The 25,562-nt window shown below is 57.8% G+C and carries 21 protein-coding genes, 1 other RNA gene and 1 other annotated feature; of the genes, 20 read left to right on the top strand and 2 right to left on the bottom strand.

Annotated features, from left to right (window positions below):
• The first annotated feature begins 128 nt into the window (after nt 1–128).
• Together ACFFIY_RS11360 and dtd are read left to right on the top strand one after the other, a co-directional pair.
• A complete protein-coding gene (locus tag ACFFIY_RS11360; protein ID WP_354195100.1) occupies nt 129–2,324 on the top strand; it encodes a RelA/SpoT family protein in 2,196 nt (731 codons plus the stop codon).
• Nucleotides 2,325–2,339: 15 nt separating this feature from the next.
• Nucleotides 2,340–2,789 carry a D-aminoacyl-tRNA deacylase gene (dtd, locus tag ACFFIY_RS11355; protein ID WP_354195102.1) on the top strand — a complete coding sequence of 150 codons (450 nt, stop codon included), beginning with the start codon at nt 2,340–2,342 and terminating at the stop codon, nt 2,787–2,789.
• A 273-nt stretch (nt 2,790–3,062) separates the two neighbouring features.
• Here the strand turns inward: dtd and ACFFIY_RS11350 are convergent, their stop codons facing one another.
• On the bottom strand, nt 3,063–4,622 hold the full coding sequence (locus ACFFIY_RS11350) for an N-acetylmuramoyl-L-alanine amidase family protein (protein WP_354195104.1): 1,560 nt from the start codon (nt 4,620–4,622) through the stop codon (nt 3,063–3,065).
• A gap of 116 nt (nt 4,623–4,738) precedes the next feature.
• Nucleotides 4,739–4,977, top strand: a binding site (T-box leader).
• A gap of 50 nt (nt 4,978–5,027) precedes the next feature.
• Between ACFFIY_RS11350 and hisS the strand changes: the two genes are divergently transcribed.
• The 4 genes from hisS to ACFFIY_RS11330 all read left to right on the top strand — a co-directional run bounded on the left by hisS (nt 5,028) and on the right by ACFFIY_RS11330 (nt 9,174).
• A complete protein-coding gene (gene hisS, locus ACFFIY_RS11345; RefSeq protein ID WP_354195106.1) occupies nt 5,028–6,296 on the top strand; it encodes a histidine--tRNA ligase in 1,269 nt (422 codons plus the stop codon).
• A gap of 20 nt (nt 6,297–6,316) precedes the next feature.
• Entirely contained in the window at nt 6,317–8,110 is a 1,794-nt protein-coding gene (aspS, locus tag ACFFIY_RS11340) for an aspartate--tRNA ligase (RefSeq protein ID WP_354195108.1), read from the top strand.
• A 35-nt stretch (nt 8,111–8,145) separates the two neighbouring features.
• Nucleotides 8,146–8,325, top strand: a non-coding RNA gene (gene ssrS / locus ACFFIY_RS11335) — 6S RNA.
• A gap of 87 nt (nt 8,326–8,412) precedes the next feature.
• Entirely contained in the window at nt 8,413–9,174 is a 762-nt protein-coding gene (locus ACFFIY_RS11330; protein ID WP_354195110.1) for a tRNA threonylcarbamoyladenosine dehydratase, read from the top strand.
• A 568-nt stretch (nt 9,175–9,742) separates the two neighbouring features.
• On the opposite strand, the gene ACFFIY_RS11325 is transcribed toward ACFFIY_RS11330, so the two are convergent.
• Complete coding sequence (locus tag ACFFIY_RS11325; RefSeq protein WP_354195112.1) at nt 9,743–11,029, bottom strand: replication-associated recombination protein A; 1,287 nt, start codon at nt 11,027–11,029, stop codon at nt 9,743–9,745.
• Between the two features lie 125 nt (nt 11,030–11,154).
• Between ACFFIY_RS11325 and cymR the strand changes: the two genes are divergently transcribed.
• From cymR to ACFFIY_RS11255, 14 genes are all read left to right on the top strand, one after another.
• The gene (gene cymR / locus ACFFIY_RS11320; protein ID WP_354195114.1) at nt 11,155–11,574 is read left to right on the top strand and encodes a cysteine metabolism transcriptional regulator CymR; all 420 of its coding nucleotides are present in this window, start codon (nt 11,155–11,157) and stop codon (nt 11,572–11,574) included.
• A 13-nt stretch (nt 11,575–11,587) separates the two neighbouring features.
• Nucleotides 11,588–12,751 (top strand): cysteine desulfurase family protein, encoded by a 1,164-nt coding sequence (locus ACFFIY_RS11315; RefSeq protein WP_354195116.1) that lies wholly within the window; start codon nt 11,588–11,590, stop codon nt 12,749–12,751.
• Nucleotides 12,748–13,869 carry a tRNA 2-thiouridine(34) synthase MnmA gene (mnmA, locus tag ACFFIY_RS11310; RefSeq protein WP_354195118.1) on the top strand — a complete coding sequence of 374 codons (1,122 nt, stop codon included), beginning with the start codon at nt 12,748–12,750 and terminating at the stop codon, nt 13,867–13,869. The genes ACFFIY_RS11315 and mnmA overlap by 4 nt, the downstream gene beginning before the upstream one ends.
• A gap of 11 nt (nt 13,870–13,880) precedes the next feature.
• Nucleotides 13,881–14,549, top strand: coding sequence for a tetratricopeptide repeat protein (locus ACFFIY_RS11305; RefSeq protein WP_354195120.1), 669 nt, complete (start codon nt 13,881–13,883; stop codon nt 14,547–14,549).
• 19 nt (nt 14,550–14,568) lie between these two features.
• The gene (recD2, locus tag ACFFIY_RS11300; RefSeq protein ID WP_354195122.1) at nt 14,569–17,079 is read left to right on the top strand and encodes an SF1B family DNA helicase RecD2; all 2,511 of its coding nucleotides are present in this window, start codon (nt 14,569–14,571) and stop codon (nt 17,077–17,079) included.
• 312 nt (nt 17,080–17,391) lie between these two features.
• Entirely contained in the window at nt 17,392–20,025 is a 2,634-nt protein-coding gene (alaS, locus tag ACFFIY_RS11295; RefSeq protein WP_354195124.1) for an alanine--tRNA ligase, read from the top strand.
• Between the two features lie 80 nt (nt 20,026–20,105).
• A complete protein-coding gene (locus tag ACFFIY_RS11290; protein ID WP_354195574.1) occupies nt 20,106–20,378 on the top strand; it encodes an IreB family regulatory phosphoprotein in 273 nt (90 codons plus the stop codon).
• On the top strand, nt 20,375–20,800 hold the full coding sequence (gene ruvX, locus ACFFIY_RS11285; RefSeq protein WP_354195126.1) for a Holliday junction resolvase RuvX: 426 nt from the start codon (nt 20,375–20,377) through the stop codon (nt 20,798–20,800). Before ACFFIY_RS11290 ends, ruvX begins: the two co-directional genes overlap by 4 nt.
• 6 nt (nt 20,801–20,806) lie before the next feature.
• Nucleotides 20,807–21,115, top strand: coding sequence for a DUF1292 domain-containing protein (locus ACFFIY_RS11280; protein WP_354195128.1), 309 nt, complete (start codon nt 20,807–20,809; stop codon nt 21,113–21,115).
• Nucleotides 21,116–21,225: 110 nt separating this feature from the next.
• Nucleotides 21,226–22,353, top strand: a complete 1,128-nt coding sequence (gene mltG / locus ACFFIY_RS11275) for an endolytic transglycosylase MltG (RefSeq protein WP_354195130.1) — start codon at nt 21,226–21,228, stop codon at nt 22,351–22,353.
• Nucleotides 22,354–22,441: 88 nt separating this feature from the next.
• Nucleotides 22,442–23,104, top strand: coding sequence for an O-methyltransferase (locus ACFFIY_RS11270; protein WP_354195132.1), 663 nt, complete (start codon nt 22,442–22,444; stop codon nt 23,102–23,104).
• Nucleotides 23,101–23,739: a uridine kinase gene (gene udk, locus ACFFIY_RS11265; RefSeq protein WP_354195134.1), complete on the top strand. Its 639-nt coding sequence runs from the start codon at nt 23,101–23,103 to the stop codon at nt 23,737–23,739. The genes ACFFIY_RS11270 and udk overlap by 4 nt, the downstream gene beginning before the upstream one ends.
• A 109-nt stretch (nt 23,740–23,848) precedes the next feature.
• Nucleotides 23,849–24,322, top strand: coding sequence for a transcription elongation factor GreA (greA, locus tag ACFFIY_RS11260; RefSeq protein ID WP_354195136.1), 474 nt, complete (start codon nt 23,849–23,851; stop codon nt 24,320–24,322).
• Nucleotides 24,323–24,866: 544 nt separating this feature from the next.
• The gene (locus ACFFIY_RS11255; RefSeq protein WP_354195138.1) at nt 24,867–25,556 is read left to right on the top strand and encodes a YrrS family protein; all 690 of its coding nucleotides are present in this window, start codon (nt 24,867–24,869) and stop codon (nt 25,554–25,556) included.
• The last annotated feature ends 6 nt before the right edge of the window (nt 25,557–25,562 follow it).

The raw sequence follows: 25,562 nt of genomic DNA, 5'->3' as shown, positions 1-25,562 counted from the left end.
GACGATCGCCCTCCGGCATGACGCCGGAGGGATTTTTGCAAAGAAAAGCGGTTTTTTGCAAATCGTTTCTTTTTTGATTAGAATAATCTTATTCGACAATAAGCAACATCGGAAGGAAGGTGTACGGAATGGCGAAAAATACGGTAATGACGGTGGAAGAAGTTTTCGCTTCCGTTGCTTCCTATATGAATGAAGACCACGTCCATTTCGTGGAAGAGGCCTATGCGGTTGCGGAAAAGGCGCACCGCGGCCAGACGAGAAGCTCCGGCGAGCCGTATATCACCCATCCCGTACAGGTGGCCGGCATTCTGGCCGACCTTCAGATGGATCCGGAAACCGTGGCTGCCGGCTTCCTGCATGACGTCGTGGAAGACACGGATGTCACCAGGGAGGAACTGGTCGGGAAGTTCGGTGAGGAAGTCGCCATGCTCGTCGACGGGGTGACAAAACTCGACAAGCTCAAATATATGTCCAAGGAAGAAAAACAGGCGGAAAACCACCGCAAAATGTTCATCGCGATGGCCCAGGACATCCGGGTCATCCTCATCAAGCTGGCGGACCGTCTCCACAATATGCGGACGCTCAAATACACGAGTCCCGAAAAACAGCGCAGGGTGTCGGCGGAAACGCTTGAAATCTTCGCGCCCCTCGCCCACCGGCTCGGTATTTCCAAGATCAAGTGGGAGCTCGAGGACACGGCGCTCCGTTACCTGAATCCGCAGCAGTATTACCGCATCGTGAACCTCATGAAGCGCAAGCGGACGGAGCGGGAAGCCTACCTCGACAATGTGATGGACACCATCCGTGAAGAGCTCGGCCAGGTGCATATCAAGGCCGAGCTTTCCGGCCGGCCGAAACATATTTACAGCATTTACCGCAAAATGGCGATGCAGAACAAGCAGTTCAACGAAATCTACGATCTGCTGGCGGTGCGCATCATGGTGTCGAGCATCAAAGACTGCTATGCGGTCCTCGGCATCATCCATACGCTTTGGAAGCCGATGCCCGGCCGGTTCAAGGACTACATCGCCATGCCGAAGCAGAACCTGTACCAGTCGCTCCACACGACGGTCGTCGGTCCGCAGGGCGATCCGCTTGAAGTGCAGATCCGCACCGAGGAGATGCACCGCATCGCCGAATACGGGGTCGCGGCCCACTGGGCATACAAGGAAGGCAAGAACGTCGAGGAAAACCGCGACACGCTTGATTCCAAGTTGACGTGGTTCCGGGAGATCCTTGATTTCCAGAACGAGTCGTCAAACGCGGAAGAGTTCATGGAGTCGCTCAAATACGACCTGTTCTCCGACATGGTGTACGTATTCACGCCGCAGGGGGACGTGCTCGAACTGAGGGCGGGCTCCGTCCCGATCGACTTCGCCTACCGGGTCCACTCGGAAGTCGGCAACAAGATGATCGGGGCGAAGGTGAACGGCAAAATTGTCCCGCTTGATACCGAACTGAACACGGGGGACATCGTCGAGATCCTGACGTCCAAGCAGTCATTTGGTCCGAGCCGCGACTGGCTCAAGATCGCCAACACCTCACAGGCCAAAAACAAGATCAAGCAATACTTCAAAAAGCAGCTCCGTGATGAAAATATCATCAAAGGCCGCGAAATGATCGAACAGGAACTGAAATCCCGGGGCCTGGACAAAAAAGAAGTGCTGACCGAGGAAAATGTCCGCCGGGTGTGCGAGAAATTCAATTTCGCCAGCGAAGAAGACATGCATGCCGCGGTCGGATTCAACGGCATCACGGCCCAGCAGATCGTCAACCGCCTGACGGACAGGATCCGGAAGGAAAAAGAGGCGGAAGAGCGGCTTGAGAAGATCACCCAGGAGATGGCCTTGCCGCAGCCGAAAAAAGAAACCGAGTCCGGCGTCATCGTTCCGGGCATCGACAACCTGCTCATCCGCCTGTCGCGCTGCTGCAGCCCCGTTCCGGGAGACGAAATCGTCGGCTACATCACGAAGGGACGCGGTGTCTCGGTTCACCGCGCAGACTGCCCGAACGTCTCGCTCGAGAACGACGAAGGCCGGCTCATCGACGTGGAATGGGCGAACGGCAACAGCGCCAAACAGAAAGAGTATCAGGTGGACATCGAAATCTCCGGGTTCAACCGGCAGGGCCTCCTGAATGAAGTGATGCACATCATCAACGATCTGAAGACCGTCATCACCGCGGTCAGTGCACGCACCGATAAAAACAAGATTGCGACGATCAATATGACGCTCCTGATCACAAATATCACCCATCTTCACCGGATCGTCGAGCGCATCAAGCAGATCCGCGACATTTACTACGTGCAGCGGGTCACGAACTGAGCAGGGGGGACCACCATGAAAGTCATCATCCAGAGAAGCCGCGAAGCATCCGTGACGGTCGAAGGGGAAGTGACCGGCTCCATTGAACACGGCTACGTGCTGCTTGTGGGCTTCACACACGGGGACGATGAGGAAGACGTGCGCTACGTCGCCGGAAAAGTCGCCAACCTCCGCCTGTTCGAGGACGAGGAAGGGAAGATGAACCGTTCGATCCTCGACACCGGCGGCGGCATCTTGTCGGTGTCCCAGTTCACCCTGTACGCCGACACGAGAAAAGGGCGCAGGCCGGGATTCTCCGACGCCGCCCGTCCCGAACACGCAGAACCGCTATGGAACCGGTTCAATGAAGAACTGCGTTCACTCGGACTGCAAGTCGAAACCGGCGTGTTCGGCGCCATGATGGACGTCCGCCTCTTGAACGACGGCCCCGTCACCGTGGAAGTGGCATCGAAACCGAAAAACTGAATCCAAATGGAACGGCAGCCCGGGGAGAGAGGGGCTGCCGTTTTTTGATGGGGAGGGAATCGGATGGGGTTTACATAAGATAATTATTTGGCGGGATGAGGCAGAGACGGCCTGCGGGATGTGGAAAGCGGGCGCCAAAACATCGAAAGCGGACGCCAAAACACCCCGGGCGGGCGCGAAAATCTCCTGGAGCATTAAGCAGGCGCCAAACCTCCTTCCCACCAAATCCAATCCCATCAAAAACGCCGCCCCCATCAAGGAGGCGGCTCATGCTCATTTCTTCAATTGCGAATCAAAGTAATCAATGACGCCCCGGTAGATGCCGTCGGTCGCTTTTTCGCGGAAAGACGGATCAGCCAGCCGGCGTTCCTCGGTGAGATTGCTCAGGAAGCCGAGTTCGATCAGGATGGCGGGCTGGCGGTTTTCCCGGAGGACCAGGAAATTGCCTTTCTGGACGCCGCGGTCGCGGAATTCCAGTTCGCCCGATAAGCCGGCGTGGACGGCTTCCGCCAGTGCGAGTTGATTGCCGTTCAGGTAGTAGGTGGTGAAGCCGTTGACCGAATGGTCGTGGGTCGCATCATAGTGGACGCTGATGAATGCGTCGGCCTCGCTTTGATTGCTGACAGATACGCGTTTGCGCAGCCCGATGTACTCATCCGTATCCCGCGTCATGATCACGTCGGCCCCGGCGGCGCTCAGCTTGGCCGCCAGCAATTCGGCGGTCGGCAGGGTGAGGTCTTTTTCATCGGTCCCCCGGATGCCGGTCGTGCCGCGGTCATTGCCGCCGTGACCGGCATCGACGACGAGGGTGAGCCCCTTCAGTGTCCCGGGTTTCCGATTGGCTTTCTTGGCGCTTTTTTTGCGGTCCTTTTTAACTGCACTTTTGCCGTCCGATGACACAACCCAGCTGGCAACGAATGCTTCCGTTCCGTCTTGAAGGCGGATTTTGTACCAGTCATTTTCCGTTCCGTCCACCGGGAACGTCTGGCCGGCAGCCGCGCGGAGGGCGACTTGTCCGGAAGTGGCCGGTTCCGTCCGGATGTTCGTTCCATCGTACAGGATGGTGACCGAACCGGCAGATTTGGCAGCGGCGCCGCCCGCGTCTCCGGCTTGCGGGGCGGGCGTGCCGTCAAAGGATCCGTGGAAAGCGGAGACCCAGCCTTTTTTTCCGCCGCCGACGTCCAGCTGGACCCAGTTGTGTTTTTCGGCGACCACCGGATACGTTTCGCCTTTTCGGATGACGCCGACTTTCTTGGATGAAAGATCGGCTTCTTTTCTGACGTTCAGTCCGCCGACTGCGACCGTGAACGCCGTCTTCGTTTCTTTTTCGGCGGACGCAGTTTTTTCCGGTTCCGCACTTTCTGTTATGTATCGGCTTGCGACCCAGCCACGCTCGCCGTTCCACTCAATCTCCGTCCAGCCGTTTGAGGAACCGAACGAAGCAGCGCTGTCTCCCTGGTTCATCTTGGAAAGCACCGCGGCGGATGTGGACGGCAGCGCCCGGACATTCAGGCGGTCCACTTGCGAAACGACTGCGACTCCTGCTGCTTCTTTCTCCTGCTCAGACGAAGTGAGCCAGGAGGCGACCCATCCTTTTCCGTCAGGCGTCTCGACTTCAAGCCAGTCGCCGTCGGAGCCGGTCACGGTCAGGCGGTCTCCTTTGTTCAGCTTTCCGGTGATGCCGTGGGACAGTCCGGGGCCCGAGCGGATGTTCAAGGTGTCCCCGCTGACGACGGCAGTGCCCGATGCAGCAAGCGGGGCGTTCCGGTGCGGCCCTGTGACGAAAACGGCCGCGAGTAAAAATAAGATGATGGCGATGGAACTTTTTTTCATGGACTCCCCCCTTATGAATAGTTTAAAGGTGAAGGATCGAAAATTCTATCCCTTTTTCGAAAACGGTTGACAGTTGGTTCCTTTGTCATTAACATAATGGGTAATCTATACTGGATTCAACGCCAATGACCGGAAAAGTAGCGGTGCGGAGGCCTGAAAAGAGAGGGCGGGACCCCGGCTGAAATCCCGCCTGCAGGCACGCATCGTGAACAACACCCGAGAGGCTCTTCTTCGAAACGGATTTCCGCGTAGGAGAAGACGGCGCCGGCCGTTACCCGGACCGAGTGGGCACTGTCTGTCAGGAAAGTGCCAATCAGGGTGGAACCGCGGTGGCCAGACGGCCCTCGTCCCTTGCAGCGATGCAGGGACGGGGGCTTTTTTCATTTGGAAAGGATGGGAAAATCAATGATGTTCAAAGTGCCAAGAGGAACGAAGGATCTCCTTCCGGGAGAAACGGAGAGCTGGCAGGCGGTTGAATCGCTCATCCGTGAAACTTGCCGGCTCTACCGGTACGAAGAAATCCGGACGCCGGTGTTCGAGCAGACGGAACTGTTCACGAGGAGCGTCGGCGATACGACCGATATTGTGCAAAAAGAAATGTATACGTTTGAAGACAGGGGCGGCCGCTCGCTGACGCTCCGCCCGGAAGGAACCGCACCGGTCGTCCGGGCATTTGTCGAGCACAAACTGTTCGGACTCCCCGACCAGCCGGTGAAGCTGTATTATATGGGGCCGATGTTCCGCTACGAGCGCCAGCAGGCCGGCCGGTACCGTCAGTTCGTTCAGTTCGGCGTGGAGGCGATCGGCAGTGATTCTCCGGCAATCGACGCGGAAGTGATTGCGCTGGCGATGGATGTGTATCGCCGTGCCGGGCTGGAGAACCTGAAGCTGGTGATCAATTCCCTCGGGGACAAGGAAACGCGCGAAGCGCACCGCGATGCGCTCATCCGCCACTTTGAACCGGCGATCGGTGAATTCTGCAGCGATTGCCAGAAGCGGCTTGAGAAAAACCCGCTGCGCATCCTCGACTGCAAAGTGGACCGCGGCCATCCGCTCATGGAAACGGCGCCGGCCCTGACCGACTATCTGAATGAGTCTTCCGCCAAATATTTTGCGGAAGTGAAGGAATCGCTCGACGCACTCGGCATTCCATACGAAGTCGATCCGAATCTCGTGCGCGGCCTGGACTACTACAACCACACGGCGTTTGAAATCATGAGCACGGCGGACGGCTTCGGCGCCATCACGACGCTCTGCGGCGGCGGGCGATACAACGGCCTTTCCGAGGAAATCGGCGGGCCGGAAGCACCGGGGATCGGATTTGCGATGAGCATCGAGCGCCTGCTCATGGCGCTGGAGGCGGAAGGCATCCGGCTTGGCGGGGAAAAATCGCCGGATGCGTTCATCGTGGCGCTCGATGACCGGTCGAGGCTCGAAGCAGTCCGGCTTCTCGGTGAACTGCGGGCATCCGGCATTGAAGCGGACATGGACTACCTCGGCAGGAAAATGAAAGCCCAGATGAAAGCGGCCGACCGGATCGGTGCAAAATTCGTCATTATGATCGGCGAAAACGAACTGGAAAACGGAGCGGCGACTGTGAAGAACATGGAAGCAGGCACCCAGGAGCCGGTGCCGTTCGGTGACATTGCAAAAACAGTGAAACAGACATCATGATGCGGAAGGACGAGGTTGAGATGAAAAGAACGGACTATTGCGGTGAAGTGGCAGAGGAGCAGATCGGACAGCAGGTTGTCTTGAAGGGATGGGTACAAAAGCGGCGCGATCTCGGCGGGTTGATCTTCGTCGACCTGCGCGACCGGACGGGGATCGTGCAAGTCGTCTTCAATCCGGACTTTTCCGGAGAAGCGATGAAGACGGCAGACCGCCTGCGCAGTGAATTCGTCGTGGAAATCCGGGGCACGGTGTGCGGCCGCGAAGAAAACCAGGTGAACCCGAACCTCTCAACCGGCCGGATCGAAATCCAGGCGAACGAAGTCGACATCATCAATGAATCCAAGACGCCTCCGTTCGTCATCCAGGACGCGACCGACACAAGCGAGGAAATCAGGCTGAAGTACCGTTATCTCGACATGCGCCGCCCGGCCCTGTTCAATACGTTCAAGATGCGTTCGGACATCATGAAGACGGTCCGCAATTTCCTTTCCGATGAAGGGTTCCTGGAAGTCGAAACGCCTTATCTGACAAAGTCGACGCCGGAAGGGGCGCGCGACTACCTCGTGCCGAGCCGCGTGCATGAAGGGGAGTTTTACGCACTGCCGCAATCCCCGCAGCTGTTCAAGCAGCTTCTCATGGTTTCCGGGTTCGACAAGTACTACCAGATCGTCCGCTGCTTCCGCGATGAAGACCTGCGGGCGGACCGCCAGCCGGAATTCACCCAGATCGACATGGAGATGAGCTTCGCCGAGATGGAAGACATCATTGCGCTCAATGAAACCCTGATGCAGAAAGTGATGAAAGACATCAAGGGCATCGAAGTCAACATCCCGTTTGAGCGGATGACCTACGACGAGGCGATGTCACGCTTTGGTTCGGACAAGCCGGACGTCCGGTTTGGCCTTGAACTGAAGGACATCTCGGAAGCCGTGAAAGATTCCGCTTTCAAAGTGTTTGCGGGCGCCGTTTCGTCCGGCGGCCAGGTGAAAGGCATCAATGTGAAAGGCGCAGCGGCGGACTACTCGCGCAAGGACATCGATGCACTCGGCGAGTTTGCGGGTCGCTACGGTGCGAAGGGTCTGGCGTGGATGAAGGTCGAGGAAGAGGGCCTCAAGGGTCCGATTGCGAAATTCTTCGAGGGGGAAACGTCCGATTCCGTGAAACGTGTGCTCGAAGCGGAGCCGGGCGACCTGCTGCTGTTCGTCGCGGACAAGCGTCCGGTCGTCGCAGACGCGCTCGGTGCGCTTCGTCTCAAGCTGGGCAAGGAGCGCGGCCTGATCGACGAATCCCGTTTCGCATTCCTGTGGGTGACCGACTGGCCGCTGTTTGAATACGACGAGGAAGACGGCCGGTTTTATGCGGCGCACCACCCGTTCACGATGCCGGTCCGGGAAGACATTCCAAAACTTGAGACCGAGCCGGAGTCCGTCCGGGCGATGGCCTATGACCTCGTGCTCAACGGATTTGAGCTTGGCGGCGGCTCGCTCCGGATCTATGAGCGGGACATCCAGGAAAAAATGTTAACGGCGCTCGGTTTCACGATGGAAGAAGCACGCGAACAATTCGGCTTCCTCCTCGACGCATTCGATTACGGCACACCTCCGCACGGCGGAATCGCCTTCGGGCTCGACCGTCTCGTCATGCTTCTGTCGGGCGCACAGAGCCTGCGCGACGTGATCGCCTTCCCGAAAACGGCCAGCGCGAGCGACCTGCTCGTCAACGCACCATCCGGCGTGGCGGACGCACAGCTTGAAGAACTGGGCATAAAGGTCCTGAACGAAAATGAGCCGGAAGTAACTGAAGCGGGGAATTGATTTCTGAAATCTCGTATGTTATGATGTCTTTAATACAGATCCTGATGTGTTCGTTATTTGCTTAACAGTTTTGACCGAACAATCAAATCGTCGGGAGCCCGAATTCCGGCATTGCTGGCACGCCCGCTTGGGACGCCAAACGTGCCGGAGAGGGCACCCACCTGCTAAGTGCGGGTTCAAAACGATCTCCCAAAGACGGCACGATCGGGATCTGTCCCTTTTAATGAATCTCCAGCCTCCCGCCCATGCGGGAGGTTTTTAATTGGCGGAAGGTCCGCCGGAAGGAAAGGAAGGTACGTCACATGCTGCATCAGTTCTCACGGAATGAATTGTCGATCGGAAAAGAAGGGGTGGACCGCTACCGGCAAACGACGGTGGCCGTCCTCGGCGTCGGCGGTGTCGGATCCTTTGCGGCAGAAGCCTGCGCCCGGTCGGGAATCGGCCGGATCATCCTGATCGACAAAGACGAAGTCGACATCACGAACATCAACCGACAGCTCGTGGCCACGCTGTCCACGATCGGCCGCCAAAAAACGGACGTGATGAAAGAACGGATTGCGGACGTCAATCCGGACTGTGAAGTGATCACGCTCAACATGTTCTACACCGAAGAAACCGCGGAAAAGCTGTTCGAGCTCAAGCCCGATTATGTCATTGATGCGTCGGATACGATCGTCTACAAAATTCACTTGATCAAGGAATGCGTCCGCCGGGGCATCAAGGTCATCTCCAGCATGGGCGTGGCCCGAAAAAATGACCCGACCCGCCTTCAGATCATCGACATCTCAAAAACCCACACCGATCCGCTGGCGAAGGTGATCCGGACAACCCTCCGCAAAGACGGCATCAAAAAAGGCGTGCCGGTCGTCTTCTCGGATGAAAGCCCGATCATCGCGCGCGAAGAAGTGACCGAAGTCGTCGGCAAGCCGGACGCCGAAGTCCGGAAAGCCAAAATGCCCCCGGCCTCCAACGCCTTCGTCCCGTCGACCGCCGGCCTGTTCTGTGCCAGCTGGGTGCTCAACGACATCGTAAAAGACATCCCGCTCCAGCGGGTGAAGGGCTAACGAGTTCAAAAACGGACTAAGGGACTCAATATCGGAGTAAGGGCCCCGATTTCGGAGTAAGGAACGCAAAATCGGAGTAAGAATTCCGATTTCGGAGTAAGGGACCCAAAATCGGAGTAAGGATTCCGATATCGGAGTAAGGGACCCAAAATCGGAGTAAGGATTCCGATTTCGGAGTAAGGAACTCAAAATCGGAGTAAGAGATTCGATTTCGGAGTAAGGGACCCAAAATCGGAGTAAGGATTCCGATTTCGGAGTAAGGAACTCAAAATCGGAGTAAGAGATTCGATTTCGGAGTAAGGGACTCAAAATCGGAGTAAGGGATGCATTTTCGGAGTAAGGATTCCGATATCGGATTAAGGGACCCAAAATCGGAGTAAGAGATTCGATTTCGGAGTAAGGGACTCAAAATCGGAGTAAGGACTCCAATCGCTGTCCCTAACACATAATTTTATTATGTAAACTCCAACCCGTCCCTGCCCTGACCCGTCCCCCAATCCGCCATACCACAACACACCCACTCATACAAAACCGGCCGGAGCCCAGTCGCTCCGGCCGGTCCTTTTATTCATTTCTTCCTGCTAAACTCTTTCAGTTTCTTGTGGATGCCGGCCATTTTCTTTTCCTTTCCGGAGATGACCGGTTGGTAGAAGGCTTCGTCTTTGACCGGGTCGGGCAGGTATTGCTGGGCGACCCAGCCGCCGAATTCGCCGAGCGGCGTGTCGTGCGGATACTGGTATCCGGTATGGCCGAGCGCGGCAGCGCCGGCATAATGGGCGTCTTTCAGATGAGACGGGATGTCTCCGGTGTCGCCGGCGTGGATCCGGGCGGCGGCCGCGTCGAACGCGGCGTAGGCGGAGTTGGATTTCTCAGACAGGCACATTTCGACGACCGCCACGGAAAGCGGGATCCGGGCTTCCGGCATGCCGAGCCGCTCCGCTGCCTGCACGGCGGATAGGACGTGGGCACCGACGTCCGGGTTGGCGAGTCCGATGTCTTCATAGGCCATCACAAGCAGGCGGCGGCAGACCGCGACCAGGTCACCCGTCTCCAGCAGGTGGGCCAGGTAAAACACGGCGGCGTCCGCGTCGCTTCCACGGACCGACTTCTGGAGGGCGGACAGCAAGTTATAGAAGTGGGAGCCTTTCTTGTCTCCAAACACGCCCGCCCGGCCGATCAGGCTGTCGAGGATCGAGTCTTCGACGGTCGTCACGCCGGCTTCGTCGTCTGACGCCAGGACGGCGGATTCGAGCATCGTCAGCGCCTTGCGTGCATCGCCGCCGGAACCTTCCGCAAGACGATCGATCTGTTCGTCCGTGATCCGCACGTCCATTTTTCCAAGCCCCCGCTCCGGATCGGCAAGCGCCCGGCGAATGAGACCGCCGACTTCTTCCGCATCCAGCGCCTTCATCTGCAAAATCTCCCCGCATCTTGACCGGATGGCGGGATTGACGTCATGGTACGGATTTTCCGTCGTGGCGCCGATCAGGACGATCGACCCGTTTTCCACATGGGGCAGGAGGGCATCCTGCTGGAGCTTGTTGAAGCGGTGGATCTCATCGAGAAACAGGATCACCTTGCCGGTCATCCGGGCTTCCCCGACCACCTGCTCGACATCTTTTTTTCCTGAAGTTGTTGCGTTCAGGGCGATGAACGGCAGGCCGCTCGTACCGGCGATCGCGTGGGCGAGTGATGTCTTTCCGACGCCCGGCCGCCCGTACAGCAGCATCGAAGGGACGTGGCCATTTTTGATCATCCGGTAAAGGGCGGTGTCTTTTCCGATGATGTGCTCCTGCCCGGCCACTTCGTCGATTGTCCGTGGGCGCATCCGGTAGGCGAGAGGTTCATTGTGCACAAAATCATCCCTTTCTTCCGTTCCGGCTTCTATTATACATGGCCGGTGCGGAGTCTTCATGCGCGGGAATCAAAGCGGATATGCTATAATGTCGGATAGAAAAGCGCAGGCAGCGGGGTGTACGGATGAAAATATCAACGAGGGGCCGCTACGGGCTCGCCATCATGATCGAGCTCGGACGGCAATACGGGAACGGCCCGGTGCCGCTCCGGAAAATCGCAGAACTGAACCATTTATCTGAGGCCTACCTGGAACAGCTCGTTCCGCCTCTCAGAAACTCCGGGCTTGTCAAGAGCGTGAGGGGGGCGTACGGCGGATACAAGCTCGCCAAGCCGCCTCATCTCATCTCGGCGGGCGATGTGATCCGGGTCCTTGAAGGGCCGATCCAGCCGGTCGAAGGGATCGAGGACGAGCCCCAGCCCCAGCGCCAGCTGTGGGGACGGATCCGGGACGCGATCAAAGATGTCCTGGACACCGTGACGATCGAAGATCTGGCGAACATGGATGAAGACGCCGGAGACGACGGCTACATGTTCTATATATGAAGGAGTCATGGCAATGAACAAAATTTATCTGGACCACGCGGCCACCACGCCGGTCCGTCCGGAAGTGGCCGCACGGTTCGCGGAACTTCTTTCAAAAACATACGGAAATCCGTCGAGCATCCATGGAACCGGGCGCGAGGCCCGTCGGATCCTCGACGAAAGCCGGACTCTGATCGCCCGGCTGATCGGAGCGGAGCCGGCCGAGATCATCTTCACGGGCGGCGGGACGGAAAGCGACAATCTGGCCATTTTCGGCACGGCCGAGGCGAGGAAGGACGAGGGGCGCCACATCATCACGAGCGTCGTCGAGCACCACGGCGTGCTGAATGCCGTCAGGAAGCTTGAGGCGGCCGGATATGACGTCACCTGGCTTCCCGTCGACCGGCAGGGAAGAGTTTCGGTTGAGGATGTGCGCGCTGCACTGCGCGACGACACGATCCTCGTCACGATCATGGCCGGGAACAATGAAGTCGGGACGATCCAGCCGATCGGCGAAATCGGGGAAATCCTGAAAGGCCATCCGGCTTCCTTCCATACGGATGCAGTTCAGGCGTTTGGCGAAATACCGCTTGATGTGGACCGGCTTGGCGTGGATCTGCTCAGCGCCTCCGCCCACAAGATCAACGGTCCGAAGGGGACCGGGTTCCTTTATCAGCGGACCGGCACGAAGCTGTCGCCTTCCTCGGCGGGGGGCGAGCAGGAACGCAAGCGCAGGGCGGGAACGGAAAACGTTCCTGCGATTGCCGCATTTGCCCTGGCAGCCGACATCGCCTGCAGGGAAATGGACGCACATGCAAAGGAGCACGGCATGTTTAAGCGGCTCATGGCGGATGCGTTGATGGGGGAAGGCATCGACTTCAAGATCAATGCCGAACGCGCCGAAACGCTGCCCCATATTCTGAACATCAGCTTTCCGGGCACGGACATCGAGCAGCTGCTCGTCAACCTGGACCTGGCGGGACTTGCCGTGTCAAGCGGCTCGGCCTGCACGGCGGGTTCGATCGATCCGTCACATGTCCTGGTCGCGATGTACGGAGAAGGGGCGCCGGAACTCCGGAATTCGGTCCGCTTCAGCTTCGGCTACGGACTGGAAGGCAAAGACATCCGGGACGCCGCGGCCAAAACGGCGGATGCGGTCCGCAGACTGACACGGCTACAGAAAGGTGAACAACAATGACAGCAACCAAATCACCGGCGGACACGAGGGTGGTCGTCGGCATGTCCGGAGGCGTCGACTCGTCCGTCACGGCGCTCCTTCTGAAGGAGCAGGGCTATGACGTCATCGGCATCTTCATGAAAAACTGGGATGACACCGATGATTCGGGCGTCTGCACGGCGACCGAGGACTATGAGGACGTGATCCGGGTGTGCAACCAGATCGGCATCCCGTACTACGCCGTCAATTTTGAAAAACAATATTGGGACAAAGTCTTTACTTATTTCCTCGACGAATACCGGGCGGGCAGGACGCCGAACCCGGACGTCATGTGCAACAAGGAAATCAAATTCAAGGCGTTCCTTGACCATGCGATGAGCCTCGGCGCGGATTACCTGGCGACCGGGCACTACGCGCGGGTCGAGCAGCGAAACGGGGAAACCGCGATGCTGCGCGGGGTCGACGACAACAAAGACCAGACGTATTTCCTCAACCAGCTCTCGCAGGATCAGCTTTCCCGCGTGATGTTCCCGCTCGGCCATCTCGAGAAACCCGAAGTGCGGAAAATCGCCGAAGAGGCGGGACTTGCCACGGCGAAGAAAAAAGACTCGACCGGCATCTGCTTTATCGGCGAGCGCAATTTCAAGGAATTCCTGTCAGGCTACCTGCCCGCGCAGCCCGGCCCGATGGAAGATATGGACGGAAAGCGCATGGGGACCCATGAAGGACTCATGTACTATACGATCGGGCAGCGCCACGGCCTCGGGATCGGCGGCGCCGGGGATCCTTGGTTCGTCATCGGCAAGGATCTCGAGCGCAATGTGCTTCTCGTCGGGCAGAACTTCCACCACGACGCCCTGTATTCCGACGGGCTCAAGGCGGTCAATGTCAGCTTCACTTCCGACAAGCAAAAACCGGGCGAGTTCAGCTGCACGGCGAAATTCCGCTACCGCCAGCCGGATACCGGGGTGAAGGTCCGGCTTTCCGGCGACGGAACGGCCGTCGTCACCTTTGACGAGCCGGTGCGCGCCATCACGCCGGGCCAGGCCGTCGTCTTCTATGACGGGGACGAATGCCTCGGCGGCGGGACGATCGACGAAGTATACAAAAACGGCGCAAGGCTCGAATACGTTGGCTGAGGAGGGGCATCATGGACCATAACGCAGAAGGGATCGAAGCGATCCGCAGGGAAGACTATGAACAGGCGGTGAAGTCATTTTCGGCCGCCATCGAAGAACACCCGGAAGATCCGATCGGCTACATCAATTTCGGCAATCTGCTCGCCACGCTCGGACGGCCGGACGAGGCGGAGAAGGCGGAGCGGTTTTTCCAAAAGGCGCTTGTGCTCGACCCGTCCTCGATGACGGCACTCTACGGGCTGGCCGGCCTTTATTTTAATGCGGAGCGCTATGATGAGGCGGCGAATCTGTATGAAAAGGCGATCCGCGGCGGCATTGCCGGGGCGGACGCGCCGTTCATGCTCGCTAAATCGCTTGAACGGTCCGGAAAGCCGAAGCTCGCACTGCCCTACATGCAGCGTGCGGCGGAGCTGGCGCCTGAAGATCTGCAGGTCCGCCTGTCGTACGGAATCCTCCTCGCTTCGCTGGAGATGTTCGAGCCGGCGGCGGACGAACTCCGGCATGTCATCGGGGCAGACCCGGAAAATGCGGATGCCCATTACAACCTCGGGGTGCTGTACGCGGTGTCCACGCAGCGCAAGGATGACGCGCTCCGGCATCTCGAGCGGGCATACACGCTCGACCCGGACCATATGCAGGCCAAGTATGTGTTTGACATGATCAGCCAGGCGGAGCAGTAATCGGAAGGAGGCGCGGCAAATGGCGGGACAGCTTGATCTGTTTGAAGAAGGAAAACAATTTGTCACCGGCAGGCCGATCGTTTCCGTCTTCCACAATCCGCAAAATCTTTTTTCCATCATCAGGCTCAGGGTCGAATCGACCGACACCGGCTATGACGGCAAGGAAATCGTCGTCGCCGGCCACTTCCCCCCGCTTGAGGGGGAAGATACATATCAGTTCACGGGACGTCTCGTCGACCATCCGAAGTACGGGACCCAGTTCAAGGCGGATATCTTCAAGAAAAACGTCCCCGACACGGAAACGGGGCTCATCCATTATCTGAGCTCCGACCTGTTCCCCGGCATCGGGCGCAAGACGGCGCAGTCGATCGTCGGAGTGCTCGGGAAAGACACCATCACGATGATCCTGAACGACTCTTCCTGCCTTGACCGGGTGCCGAAGCTGTCGGAGGACCGGAAAGAGACGCTCGTCACTGTCCTTCAGGAGAACATGGGGCTGGAGCGGATCATGATCAGTCTCAACGAATGGGGATTCGGTCCGCAGCTCGCCATGAGGATTTATCAGACGTACCGTGAAGAAACCGTGCAACTGCTGACTGAAAATCCGTACCGGCTCATCGGCGAGGTGGAGGGTGTCGGCTTCCAGCGGGCGGACGAGCTCGGCTCAAAACTCGGGCTGACGGGTGCGCACCCCGACCGGATCAAAGCGGCCGTCCTGCACCTGCTCAATACGGCTGCTCTGTCGGACGGCCATGTCTATACGGAAGCGGAGGCCCTGCTCCCGGACGCGAAGCGGATGCTTGAAGCAAGCCAGCCGGAGAAGATTCCGTTTGAGGCCATTTCAAAAGCGATCATCGAGCTCGGGGAAGAAAGCAAAATCGTCGTCGAGGAAAAGCGGTGCTACATGCCGTCTCTTTATTTTTCCGAAGTGGGCATCGCCTCGCGCGTTACGTCGCTGCTGGAGGACGCGTCCCATGAAGAGGCATTCCCCGAGTCCGAAATCAAAATCGGGCTCGGCGAGATCGAGGAGCGGCTGGGCGTCGAGTATGCGGAAACCCAGGCCGAGGCGATCGGGCTGGCACTCCGTTCGTCGCTCATGATCCTGACCGGCGGGCCGGGAACCGGCAAGACGACCGTCATCCGCGGGCTTGTCGAGCTGTACGCCGAACTGCACGGCCTGTCGCTCGACCCGGTCGACTACAAGGGCAAGGAAGAGGCGTTCCCGATCGTTTTGGCCGCCCCGACCGGACGGGCCGCCAAGCGCATGTCCGAATCAACAGAGCTGCCCGCCATGACGATCCACCGGCTGCTCGGGTTCAACGGACAGGACCGCGAGGAAGAGACGGAGCGGGAGCTGGAGGGCCGGCTGTTCATCATCGACGAAGTGTCGATGGTCGACACGTGGCTCGCCCACCAGCTGCTGAAGTCGATTCCGGACGAGGCCCAGGTCGTGTTCGTCGGCGACCAGGACCAGCTGCCGCCGGTCGGCCCCGGGCAGGTGCTCAAAGACCTGCTCGCCTCCGGCAAGGTGCCGACCGTGGAGCTCACGGACATTTACCGGCAAAGCGCCGGGTCCTCGATCATCGAACTCGCGCACAGCGTGAAGAAAGGCCAGGTTCCCGTTGACATGGACAAAAAGACGTCTGACCGGTCGTTCATCAGGGCCGGTGCGGACCAGATTCCCGAAGCGGTTGAAAAAGTGCTGAAAAGCGCATTGTCCAAGGGCCAGTCCATCCAGGAGGTGCAGGTGCTCGCGCCGATGTACAAGGGACCGGCGGGCATCGACAGCCTCAACCGGATGATCCAGGAAATGGTCAACCCGGCCGCCGACGGACGAAAGGAAACCGTCTTCGGCGACGTGACCTACCGGATCGGAGACAAGGTGCTGCAGCTTGTCAATCAGCCGGAAAGCAACGTGTTCAACGGGGACATCGGGGAAGTCATTGCCATACTGAAGGCAAAAGAGACCGTAGACAAAAAAGAGCTGCTCGTCGTGTCGTTTGACGGCCTTGAAGTCACCTACGAGCGGAAGGACCTGAACCAGCTGACGCTCGCCTACTGCATCTCCATCCACAAGTCCCAGGGGAGTGAATTCGGGACCGTCATTATGCCGGTCGTCCGCATGTATCACCGGATGCTCCGGCGCAACCTGCTTTACACGGGGCTCACGCGCGCAAAGAACTTCCTCATCCTCCTCGGGGAGCCGGGTGTATTCAGGGAAGGGATTGCCCGCACCGATGACCTGATGCGCCGGACGACGCTCCGCCAGAGAATATCCGGGGAAACCGGACTGTCCGAACAACCGGCCGCCCGGGAAGAGGCCCGACCGGCGTCCGGCCGGGAAGCGAAAAGGGAATCCACCGGCACCGCCACAGCGGCGAAGCCCGGGGAATCGCCGGCGGGCAGGGAACAGACGGCTCCGGCGGGGCATTCCGCACCGGCCACCCTCACCGCAGGCAACCACATGACGATCGATCCCCTCATCGGCATGAACGGCGTGACGCCGTATGATTTCATGGACGGCCGTTGACAAGTGGGGCAAGGGTTTTCTATAATGCAGTTAATACGACAATGCGTTGACGGAGAAAGTACGCGCTGCGCCCGTACAGAAAGGGTTCCCCCGGCTGAAAGGAACCCCGCAGGCAAAGACGCGGAAAGCTACTCCGGAGTGCAGCTCATCACTGCCGTTTGCCGCGTTAAGGCATTTGAGAGACAGCCGGCAATGCTGCGGCTGTAATCAGGGTGGTACCGCGAATTCAAGGCCTTCGTCCCTATTTTGGGGCGGGGGTTTTTTGTTTTCGCCCGGAACGGCCTTCAACGACAAAAAGGAGGAAACACAACCATGAAACCCTATTCATCCGCCGAACTTCGCGCCATGTTCCTCGACTTTTTCAAAGAGAAAGGACATGCCGTCGAACCGAGCGCATCGCTCGTGCCCGTCGATGACCCGTCGCTCCTCTGGATCAACAGCGGCGTCGCGACGCTGAAAAAGTATTTTGACGGCCGCGTCATTCCGTCCAACCCGCGGATCGTCAATTCCCAGAAGGCGATCCGTACGAATGACATCGAAAACGTCGGCAAGACGGCCCGCCACCATACATTCTTCGAAATGCTCGGCAACTTCTCGATCGGTGATTACTTCAAGCGGGAAGCGATTCTCTGGGCATGGGAATTCCTGACAGATGAAAAGTGGATCGGCTTCGACGCGGAGCGGCTGTCCGTGACGGTCCACCCCGAAGACGAAGAAGCCTACGCCATCTGGATGAACGAAGTGGGCCTACCGGAAGAGCGGATCATCCGCCTGGAAGGGAACTTCTGGGACATCGGGGAAGGCCCGTCCGGCCCGAACTCTGAAATTTTCTATGACCGCGGCGAATCGTACGGGAATGACTTCTCGGATCCGGAACTGTACCCGGGGGGAGAAAACGAGCGCTACCTCGAAATCTGGAACCTCGTGTTCTCCGAGTTCAACCACAATCCCGACCATACGTATACGCCGCTGCCGAAGCAGAACATCGACACCGGCATGGGGCTCGAACGGATTGCCTCCGTTGTCCAGGACGTCCCGACCAATTTCGACACGGATCTGTTCATGCCGATCATCCGCCAGATCGAAGAAGTTTCAGGCGGGCGCTACGGGGCGGACGCAGCGAAGGACACGGCGTTCAAAGTGATCGCCGACCATATCCGGACGGTAGCATTTGCGGTCGGCGACGGCGCGTTTCCGTCCAACGAAGGGCGCGGCTACGTTCTCCGGCGACTCCTCCGCCGTGCGGTCCGCTACGCCAAGCAGCTCGGCATCGACCAGCCGTTCATGTACCGGCTCGTGCCGGTCGTCGGCAGCATCATGGAAAGCTACTATCCGGAAGTCGCGGACAAATCCGAATTCATCCAGCGGGTGATCAAGAACGAGGAAGACCGCTTCCATGAAACGCTCCACGAAGGGCTGTCTATTCTTGAAGGAATCATCGCCCGGATCGGCGAAGAGGGCGGGACGGTCATTCCGGGCAGGGACGTGTTCAAGCTGTATGACACATTCGGCTTCCCTGCGGAACTGACCGAGGAATATGCGGAAGAACACGGTCTCGGCATCGACGAAGACGGCTTCCGGGAAGAAATGCAGCATCAGCGGGAGCGCGCGCGGGCAGCGCGGCAGGATGTCGGGTCGATGCAGGTGCAGTCCGGCGTGCTCGGCAGCTTCCATGAAGAAAGCGAGTTCATCGGCTACGACCATCTCGTGTCCGGTTCCCAAATCATCGCGATTTTCCGGGACGGCGAATTTGCAGGGGAAGCGGAAGAAGGCGAAGAAGTCATGGTGGTTCTCGACAAAACGCCGTTCTATGCGGAAAGCGGCGGCCAGATCACGGACCGCGGAACACTCTCCGGCGACGGGTTCCGCGCGTCGGTCCAGGATGTCCGCAAGGCGCCGAACGGACAGAACCTGCACACGGTGAAAGTGGATGCCGGCACCATGCGCAAAGGAGACGCCGCGAAGGCGGAAGTTGACGCCGAACTCCGCCTCCAGACCGTCAAAAACCATACGGCGACACACCTGCTCCACCGGGCGCTGAAGGATGTCCTCGGCGAACATGTCAACCAGGCCGGCTCCTACGTCGGCCCGGACCGGCTCCGCTTCGACTTCAGCCACTTCAGTGCGATGACGAAGGAAGAGCTTGACCGGGTCGAACGAATCGTCAATGAGCAGATCTGGGCCGGAATCGGAGTCGGAACCGCTTACCATGATATTGGCGAAGCGAAACAGATGGGCGCAATGGCACTGTTCGGCGAAAAATACGGGGACGTGGTCCGTGTCGTCTCGATCGGCGACTACTCGCTTGAGCTTTGCGGCGGTTGCCATGTCGGCAACACGGCGGAAATCGGTCTGTTCAAAATCTTGTCCGAAGGCGGCATCGGCGCCGGCACCCGGCGGATCGAGGCGCTCACCGGCAAGGAGGCGTTCCTCTTCCTGGACGGAAGGGAACGGACACTCGAAGATTCTTCGGCGATCGTGAAATCCAAGCCGGCGGAGCTTCCGGCAAAGCTTCATGCCCTGCTGGCCGAGCAAAAAGAGCTGCGCAGCCGGATCGAGTCGTTCGAAGCCCAGAAGGCGCATGGCCAGCTCGCGAACATCCTCGAAGAGGCACGCCAGGTGGACGGGATCACGGTCATCGCCGCCAAGGTGGACGGGGCGGACGGCAATGCGCTCCGCACGATGCTCGATGAACTCAAGCAGAAAGTCGTCAAGGGCGTCATCGTCCTCGGTGCTCCGGGTGAGGGCAAGGTGACGCTCGCGGCGGGCGTGACGAAGGACATCGCCGGCAAGGAATACCACGCCGGGAACATCGTGCGCCATGTGGCCGAGATCTGCGGCGGAAAAGGCGGCGGACGTCCGGATATGGCGATGGCGGGCGGCAAAGACCCTTCTAAACTTGATGAAGCTTTGCAATCCGTGTATGATTTAGTCAAATCCGTTTAATAGGCGGATCGGTTCGTCCATAATGGGAGGCACGGTGGTTTTTGCCGCCGCGCCTCCAAGGTGAAAGCGGGGTGCTGATCTTGGATTCATTTGACAAGACGATGAAGTTCAACTTTCCCGAGGAGCCGATGGAAGATGAAGTGCGCACAGTCATGCTCAAGGTCCATGCTGCCTTAAAAGAAAAGGGATACAGTCCGATCAATCAGATCGTCGGCTATCTCCTTTCGGGGGATCCGGCATATATCCCGCGGCATGACGACGCGCGCAACATGATCCGGAAGCTGGAGCGCGACGAGATCATCGAGGAGCTCGTGAAATATTACATCGCCGGGCATGACGGCAAGCAGTCATGAGGGTGATGGGATTTGACGTCGGCACGAAGACGGTCGGCGTGGCCGTCAGCGACGCGTTCGGCTGGACGGCACAGGGCGTTGAAACGATCAAGATCAATGAAGAAGCGGGCGAGTTCGGACTTGCACGCATCCGGGAACTGGTTTCTGAATATGGTGTAACCTCGTTCGTGGTCGGGTATCCGAAGAATATGAACAATACGGTCGGCCCGCGCGCGGAGGCTTCCGCCCGGTTTGCAGAAATGCTGGAGGAAGAATTTTCACTGCCCGTCGAGCTGTGGGACGAGCGGCTGACCACGATGGCTGCGGAACGCATGCTCATCGAAGCGGATGTCAGCCGGAAAAAGCGGAAGACCGTGATCGACAAAATGGCAGCCGTCATGATCCTGCAGGGATGGCTGGACAGAAAAAATCGGATGAGGTGATCAGAGATGGAACATGGAGAAGCGAACATCACGATCGTGGATGAAGAAGGAAACGAGCAGCTCTGCGAAGTGCTCTTTACGTTTGACGCCGAGCAATTCGGAAAATCTTACGTCCTGTACTACCCGGTCGGAGCCGAGGAAGACGAAGACGACACGATTGAAATCATGGCCTCTTCGTTCCTCCCCGGAGAAGACGGGGAACAAGGCGAACTGAAGCCGATCGAAACAGACGAGGAATGGGACATGATCGAAGAAATGCTCAACACGTTCCTCGCCGACGAAGACGATGAGGACGAAGAAGAGCCGGAAGAGTAATACCGGGTAAGAATGCACGAAGGCGGGGCCGGGAAGATCCGGCCCTGCCTTTTTCTTTTTTCGGCGTTCATGTATAATTACTTCGATATGAAAGTGGGTGAACTTCGTCTGTGGACAAGCAATCAAAAAAGCAGATCATGATTGACCGGATGACAGAAAAGAAACGGGAAGTGAAGACGGTGCGTCGCATCGTGCTGATCGTTTTCCTTTCCGCCCTGCTCGTGCTGCTCATCGGTGGCGCAGCGGCGTATACATATGTATCCGGCGCACTGAAGCCGGTCGATCCGAAATCGGAAAAAGTCGTGGAAGTGGAAATCCCGATCGGATCCAATCTGGAGTCGATTGCCCGGCAGCTCGAAAAAAACGGGATCATCAAAAACGCGAAGATCTTCAAGTACTACGCAAAATTCAACAATGAAGGCGACTTCCAGGCCGGCACATACGGACTGACCCAGGCGATGACGCCCGACGAGCTCATCGAAAGCCTGAAAACGGGCAAAGTTTACCGCACGCCCGTGTTCACGTTCACGGTTCCGGAAGGTCTGACGCTCGATCAGATCTCAAAAGTGGTCGAAAGCAAGACCGATTATACGGCGGAGCAATTCATGGAACTCGTTCAGAGCGAGGAATTCGTCAACCGGATGATCGAGATGCATCCGAGTATCCTCACCGATGAGATTAAGAATGAACACATCAAGTTCCCGCTTGAGGGCTATCTGTTCCCGGCCACCTATCCGGTCTATGAAGAAAACCCGCCGCTCGAGACGCTCGTCATGATGATGGTCGATGCGACGGATCAGGCGGTGTCCCCATATGCGGAGGCGCTCGCGGAACAGGAGCACAGTGTCCACTGGCTCATGACCTTCGCTTCGCTGCTTGAAAAGGAAGCGACGGCCGAAACCGACCGCAAGGCGATCGCCAGCGTCTTCTACAACCGGATGGAGCAGGACATGCCGCTGCAGACAGACCCGACGGTTGCCTATGCGCACGGCGAACATCTGTCCAAAACGATGTACAGCGACTTGGAGATCGATGATGCCTACAATACGTACAAAAACAAAGGCCTTCCGCCGGGACCGATTGCAAACGCCGGCATGAGCTCGATCGAAGCGGTGCTGGATCCGGTGAAAAGTGATTATCTGTATTTCCTCGCAGACAAGGACGGCAACAACCATTTTGCCAAAACGTATGAAGAACATCTGAAAAACCGTGACAAATACATCACAAATGCACAATGAGAACCGGTGAAGAGAAGGGGGCGCACTCGCTTTCCTTTTCTTTTCATGGTATTATGGTCGGGGATTTTTTGAGAAGCAGGTGGATCGGATGGAACATGACTACAGCGGCTATACGGCGGGCCTGATCAGGCAGAGACCGGATCATATCATGGAGATGGAGAAGTACGCAGCCGAACACCGCGTGCCGATCATGCAGCTTGAAGGAATCGAGGCGCTTCTGCAGATTCTGAGGATCCAGCGTCCCGCACGCATCCTGGAGATCGGGACGGCGATCGGCTATTCCGCCATCCGGATGGGGGAATCGCTGCCGGAGGCGGAAATCGTCACGATCGAGCGGGACGGACAGATGCGGGAACAGGCGGCGGCAAATCTTCGGCGCTCACCGGCCGGACGAAGGATCACAGTGATTGCCGGCGATGCGCTCGAGCTCGGGGACAACATGCCGGAAGGCCCGTTCGATGCGTTGTTCATCGATGCGGCGAAAGGGCAGTACCGCAAATTCTTTGATCTGTACGAGCCGCTCCTGTCCGCCGGGGCCGTCATCTATTGCGACAACATGTTCATGCACGGCCTGGCTGCGGACAGCCCGGAAGACGTGCCGAAACGAAACCGGTCGATGATCAGGAAGCTGAGGGCGTTCACGGAATGGATCATGGACCATCCGGGCTATGACTCCGCGCTCCTGCCGGCCGGCGACGGGCTCCTCGTCAGCAAGAAAAAAGATACAGACCGGGAAGGTGCAGCACTATGAATAAACAGCGGCCGCTCATCATCGGAATCGCCGGCGGTTCGGGATCCGGCAAAACGAGCGTCACCCGTTCCATCTACAACGTGGTGAAAGAGCATTCGGTCGTCGTGATCGAACACGATTATTACTACAAAGACCAGTCCCATCTGGCATTTGAGGAGCGGCTCAAGACGAACTATGACCACCCGTTCGCCTTTGACACGGATCTGCTGATCGAGCATATCAACGAACTCCTCGAAGGCCGGCCGGTGAACCGCCCGGTATACGACTACGCGCTCCACAGCCGTTCGGACAAAACCGAATGCATCGAACCGAAGGAAGTCATCATCCTGGAGGGGATCCTGGTCCTGGACGATGCCCGTCTCCGCGAGCTGATGGACATCAAGCTGTTCGTCGACACGGACGCCGATCTTCGGATCATCCGCAGGATCCAGCGGGACATCAATGAGCGGGGACGGTCGATCGACTCGGTCATCGATCAGTATTTGTCGGTCGTCCGCCCGATGCACAACCAGTTCATCGAGCCGACGAAGCGCTATGCGGATGTCATCATTCCCGAAGGCGGGGAAAACAAGGTGGCGATCGACCTGATGGTGACGAAAATAAAAACAATTCTTGAATCTACACAAAAAATGTAATATGATGACAAAGGATTGACCCATTATTTTTATCGACTATGTCGCATGTCCGGAAACGGGGCGGCATAGTATTATTTTTATGACGGTTGGCGCAAAGGAGAGATGAGAAATGGCAAATGAAAAGAAATTCCCGATGACAGAAGAGGGAAAACAAAAACTGGTCGATGAACTTGAGTATTTGAAAACGGTTAAACGAAAGGAAGTCGTGGAACGGATCAAAGTCGCCCGCAGCTTTGGTGACCTGTCCGAGAACTCCGAATACGATTCCGCCAAGGAAGATCAGGCCTTCATCGAGGGACGGATCTCCACGCTCGAGTCGATGATCCGAAATGCGGAAATCATTGAAGACACCGGCAGCGACGACCGTGTCCAGCTCGGCAAGACGGTCGCCTTCAAAGAAATTCCGGACGGTGAAGAAGAGTCCTATACGATCGTCGGTTCTGCAGAGGCAGATCCGTTCGAAGGGAAGATCTCAAACGATTCCCCGATTGCCAAAGGGCTTCTCGGCAAGACGATCGGCGACCGGGTGAAGATCATGACACCGGGCGGAGAAATGGACGTCGAAATCGTCTCCATCGGCTGATCAGCAGGAGAGGTCCGGGAATCCGGTCCCCTCACCCTGCGTGTAAAAAAGCAAGGACTTTGGTTGCTTTCCGAAAGCCAACCGCCGTCCTTGCTTTTTCCCGTCTTGCAAAGCTTGTTCTCTACACCTGCCGGTTAGCGGCGGAGGTCGTGCTCTTCGCCGCGGATCGCGGGAGAAGATGGTGTCCCGTTCTGCCAGATTGAAAAGAACTATGCAAGACAGGCGGCGCTTGCGGATGAGTGGAATCATAAAGGCTGTGAGTGAGCGCGTAGCTGTGATGAGTGGAATCATAGATGCCTTGAGTGAGCGCATAGCCGGGATGAGTGGAATCAGGGAGCTAGGCTGTCCGGTTCTCTGCGTGATTTCTTCGAGTGATGGATTTTACACACAATCACGGCAGAACCCGATGGCTCAAACGGCAATCTGGCCGGCAGCAACCGCCCAGTCAGTCATGAAAACGAGATGAAAATGAAATATGCCGGTAATCTTTTCGTCAAAACAGGGGAAATCGATTATGATAGAGTAAGACAGGGGAGGAGATGGCATGGACCAACGCAATCTTTCCAGGGTGGAACGGAATCACCGGAAATCGAACCGGATCCTGAACATCCTCATTGCAATCGTATTTACCCTGATTCTGGTCACCGCGGCCGGCATCTTCATGACCGGCGGCAAAGATACGGCCGGGGGAAAAGGTGCTGCGGAAACCGGAAATGATTCTGGCGGCACACCGGAAACCGGACTGGCATCGGATTCGCAGGACGATGAAAGCGACGATGGCGGCGAGGAAGCCGGGCAGCCTGACGATGAATCCGACACAGAAGAAGACGACGAACAAACAAAAGAGCCGGCCGACGAAGAAGACGAAGCTTCGGGCGAGCCCGGAAAAGTGATCAGGACTCCTTCCGAGGACGGCATCGTTGAAGAAACGATTGTCGACACCTCCTGGAAGCCGATCGGCACGTCTCAGACCGGCGAACACCGCTCGGTCTACGACAAAGGCCACATTGACTGGAAAGAGAAAGTGGAAGCGATCGAATACGCCACCGGGATTCCCGAAAGCGACATGATCGTCTGGTATTTGAAAAACGGCGGAGGACCGGATAAATCGGTCGGAACCGTTTCGACCAAAGACCAGAAGAAAAAATATAACGTCCACCTCGAGTGGGTGGACGGCGAGGGCTGGAAACCGGTTCGTCTCGACAAGCTGAACTCGCTTGAAGGAGCCTGGTGACACAGA

This window comes from Bhargavaea ullalensis, assembly GCF_042432615.1.
Lineage (GTDB): Bacteria > Bacillota > Bacilli > Bacillales_A > Planococcaceae > Bhargavaea > Bhargavaea ullalensis.
This window is presented reverse-complemented; position numbering and strand designations above follow the sequence as displayed.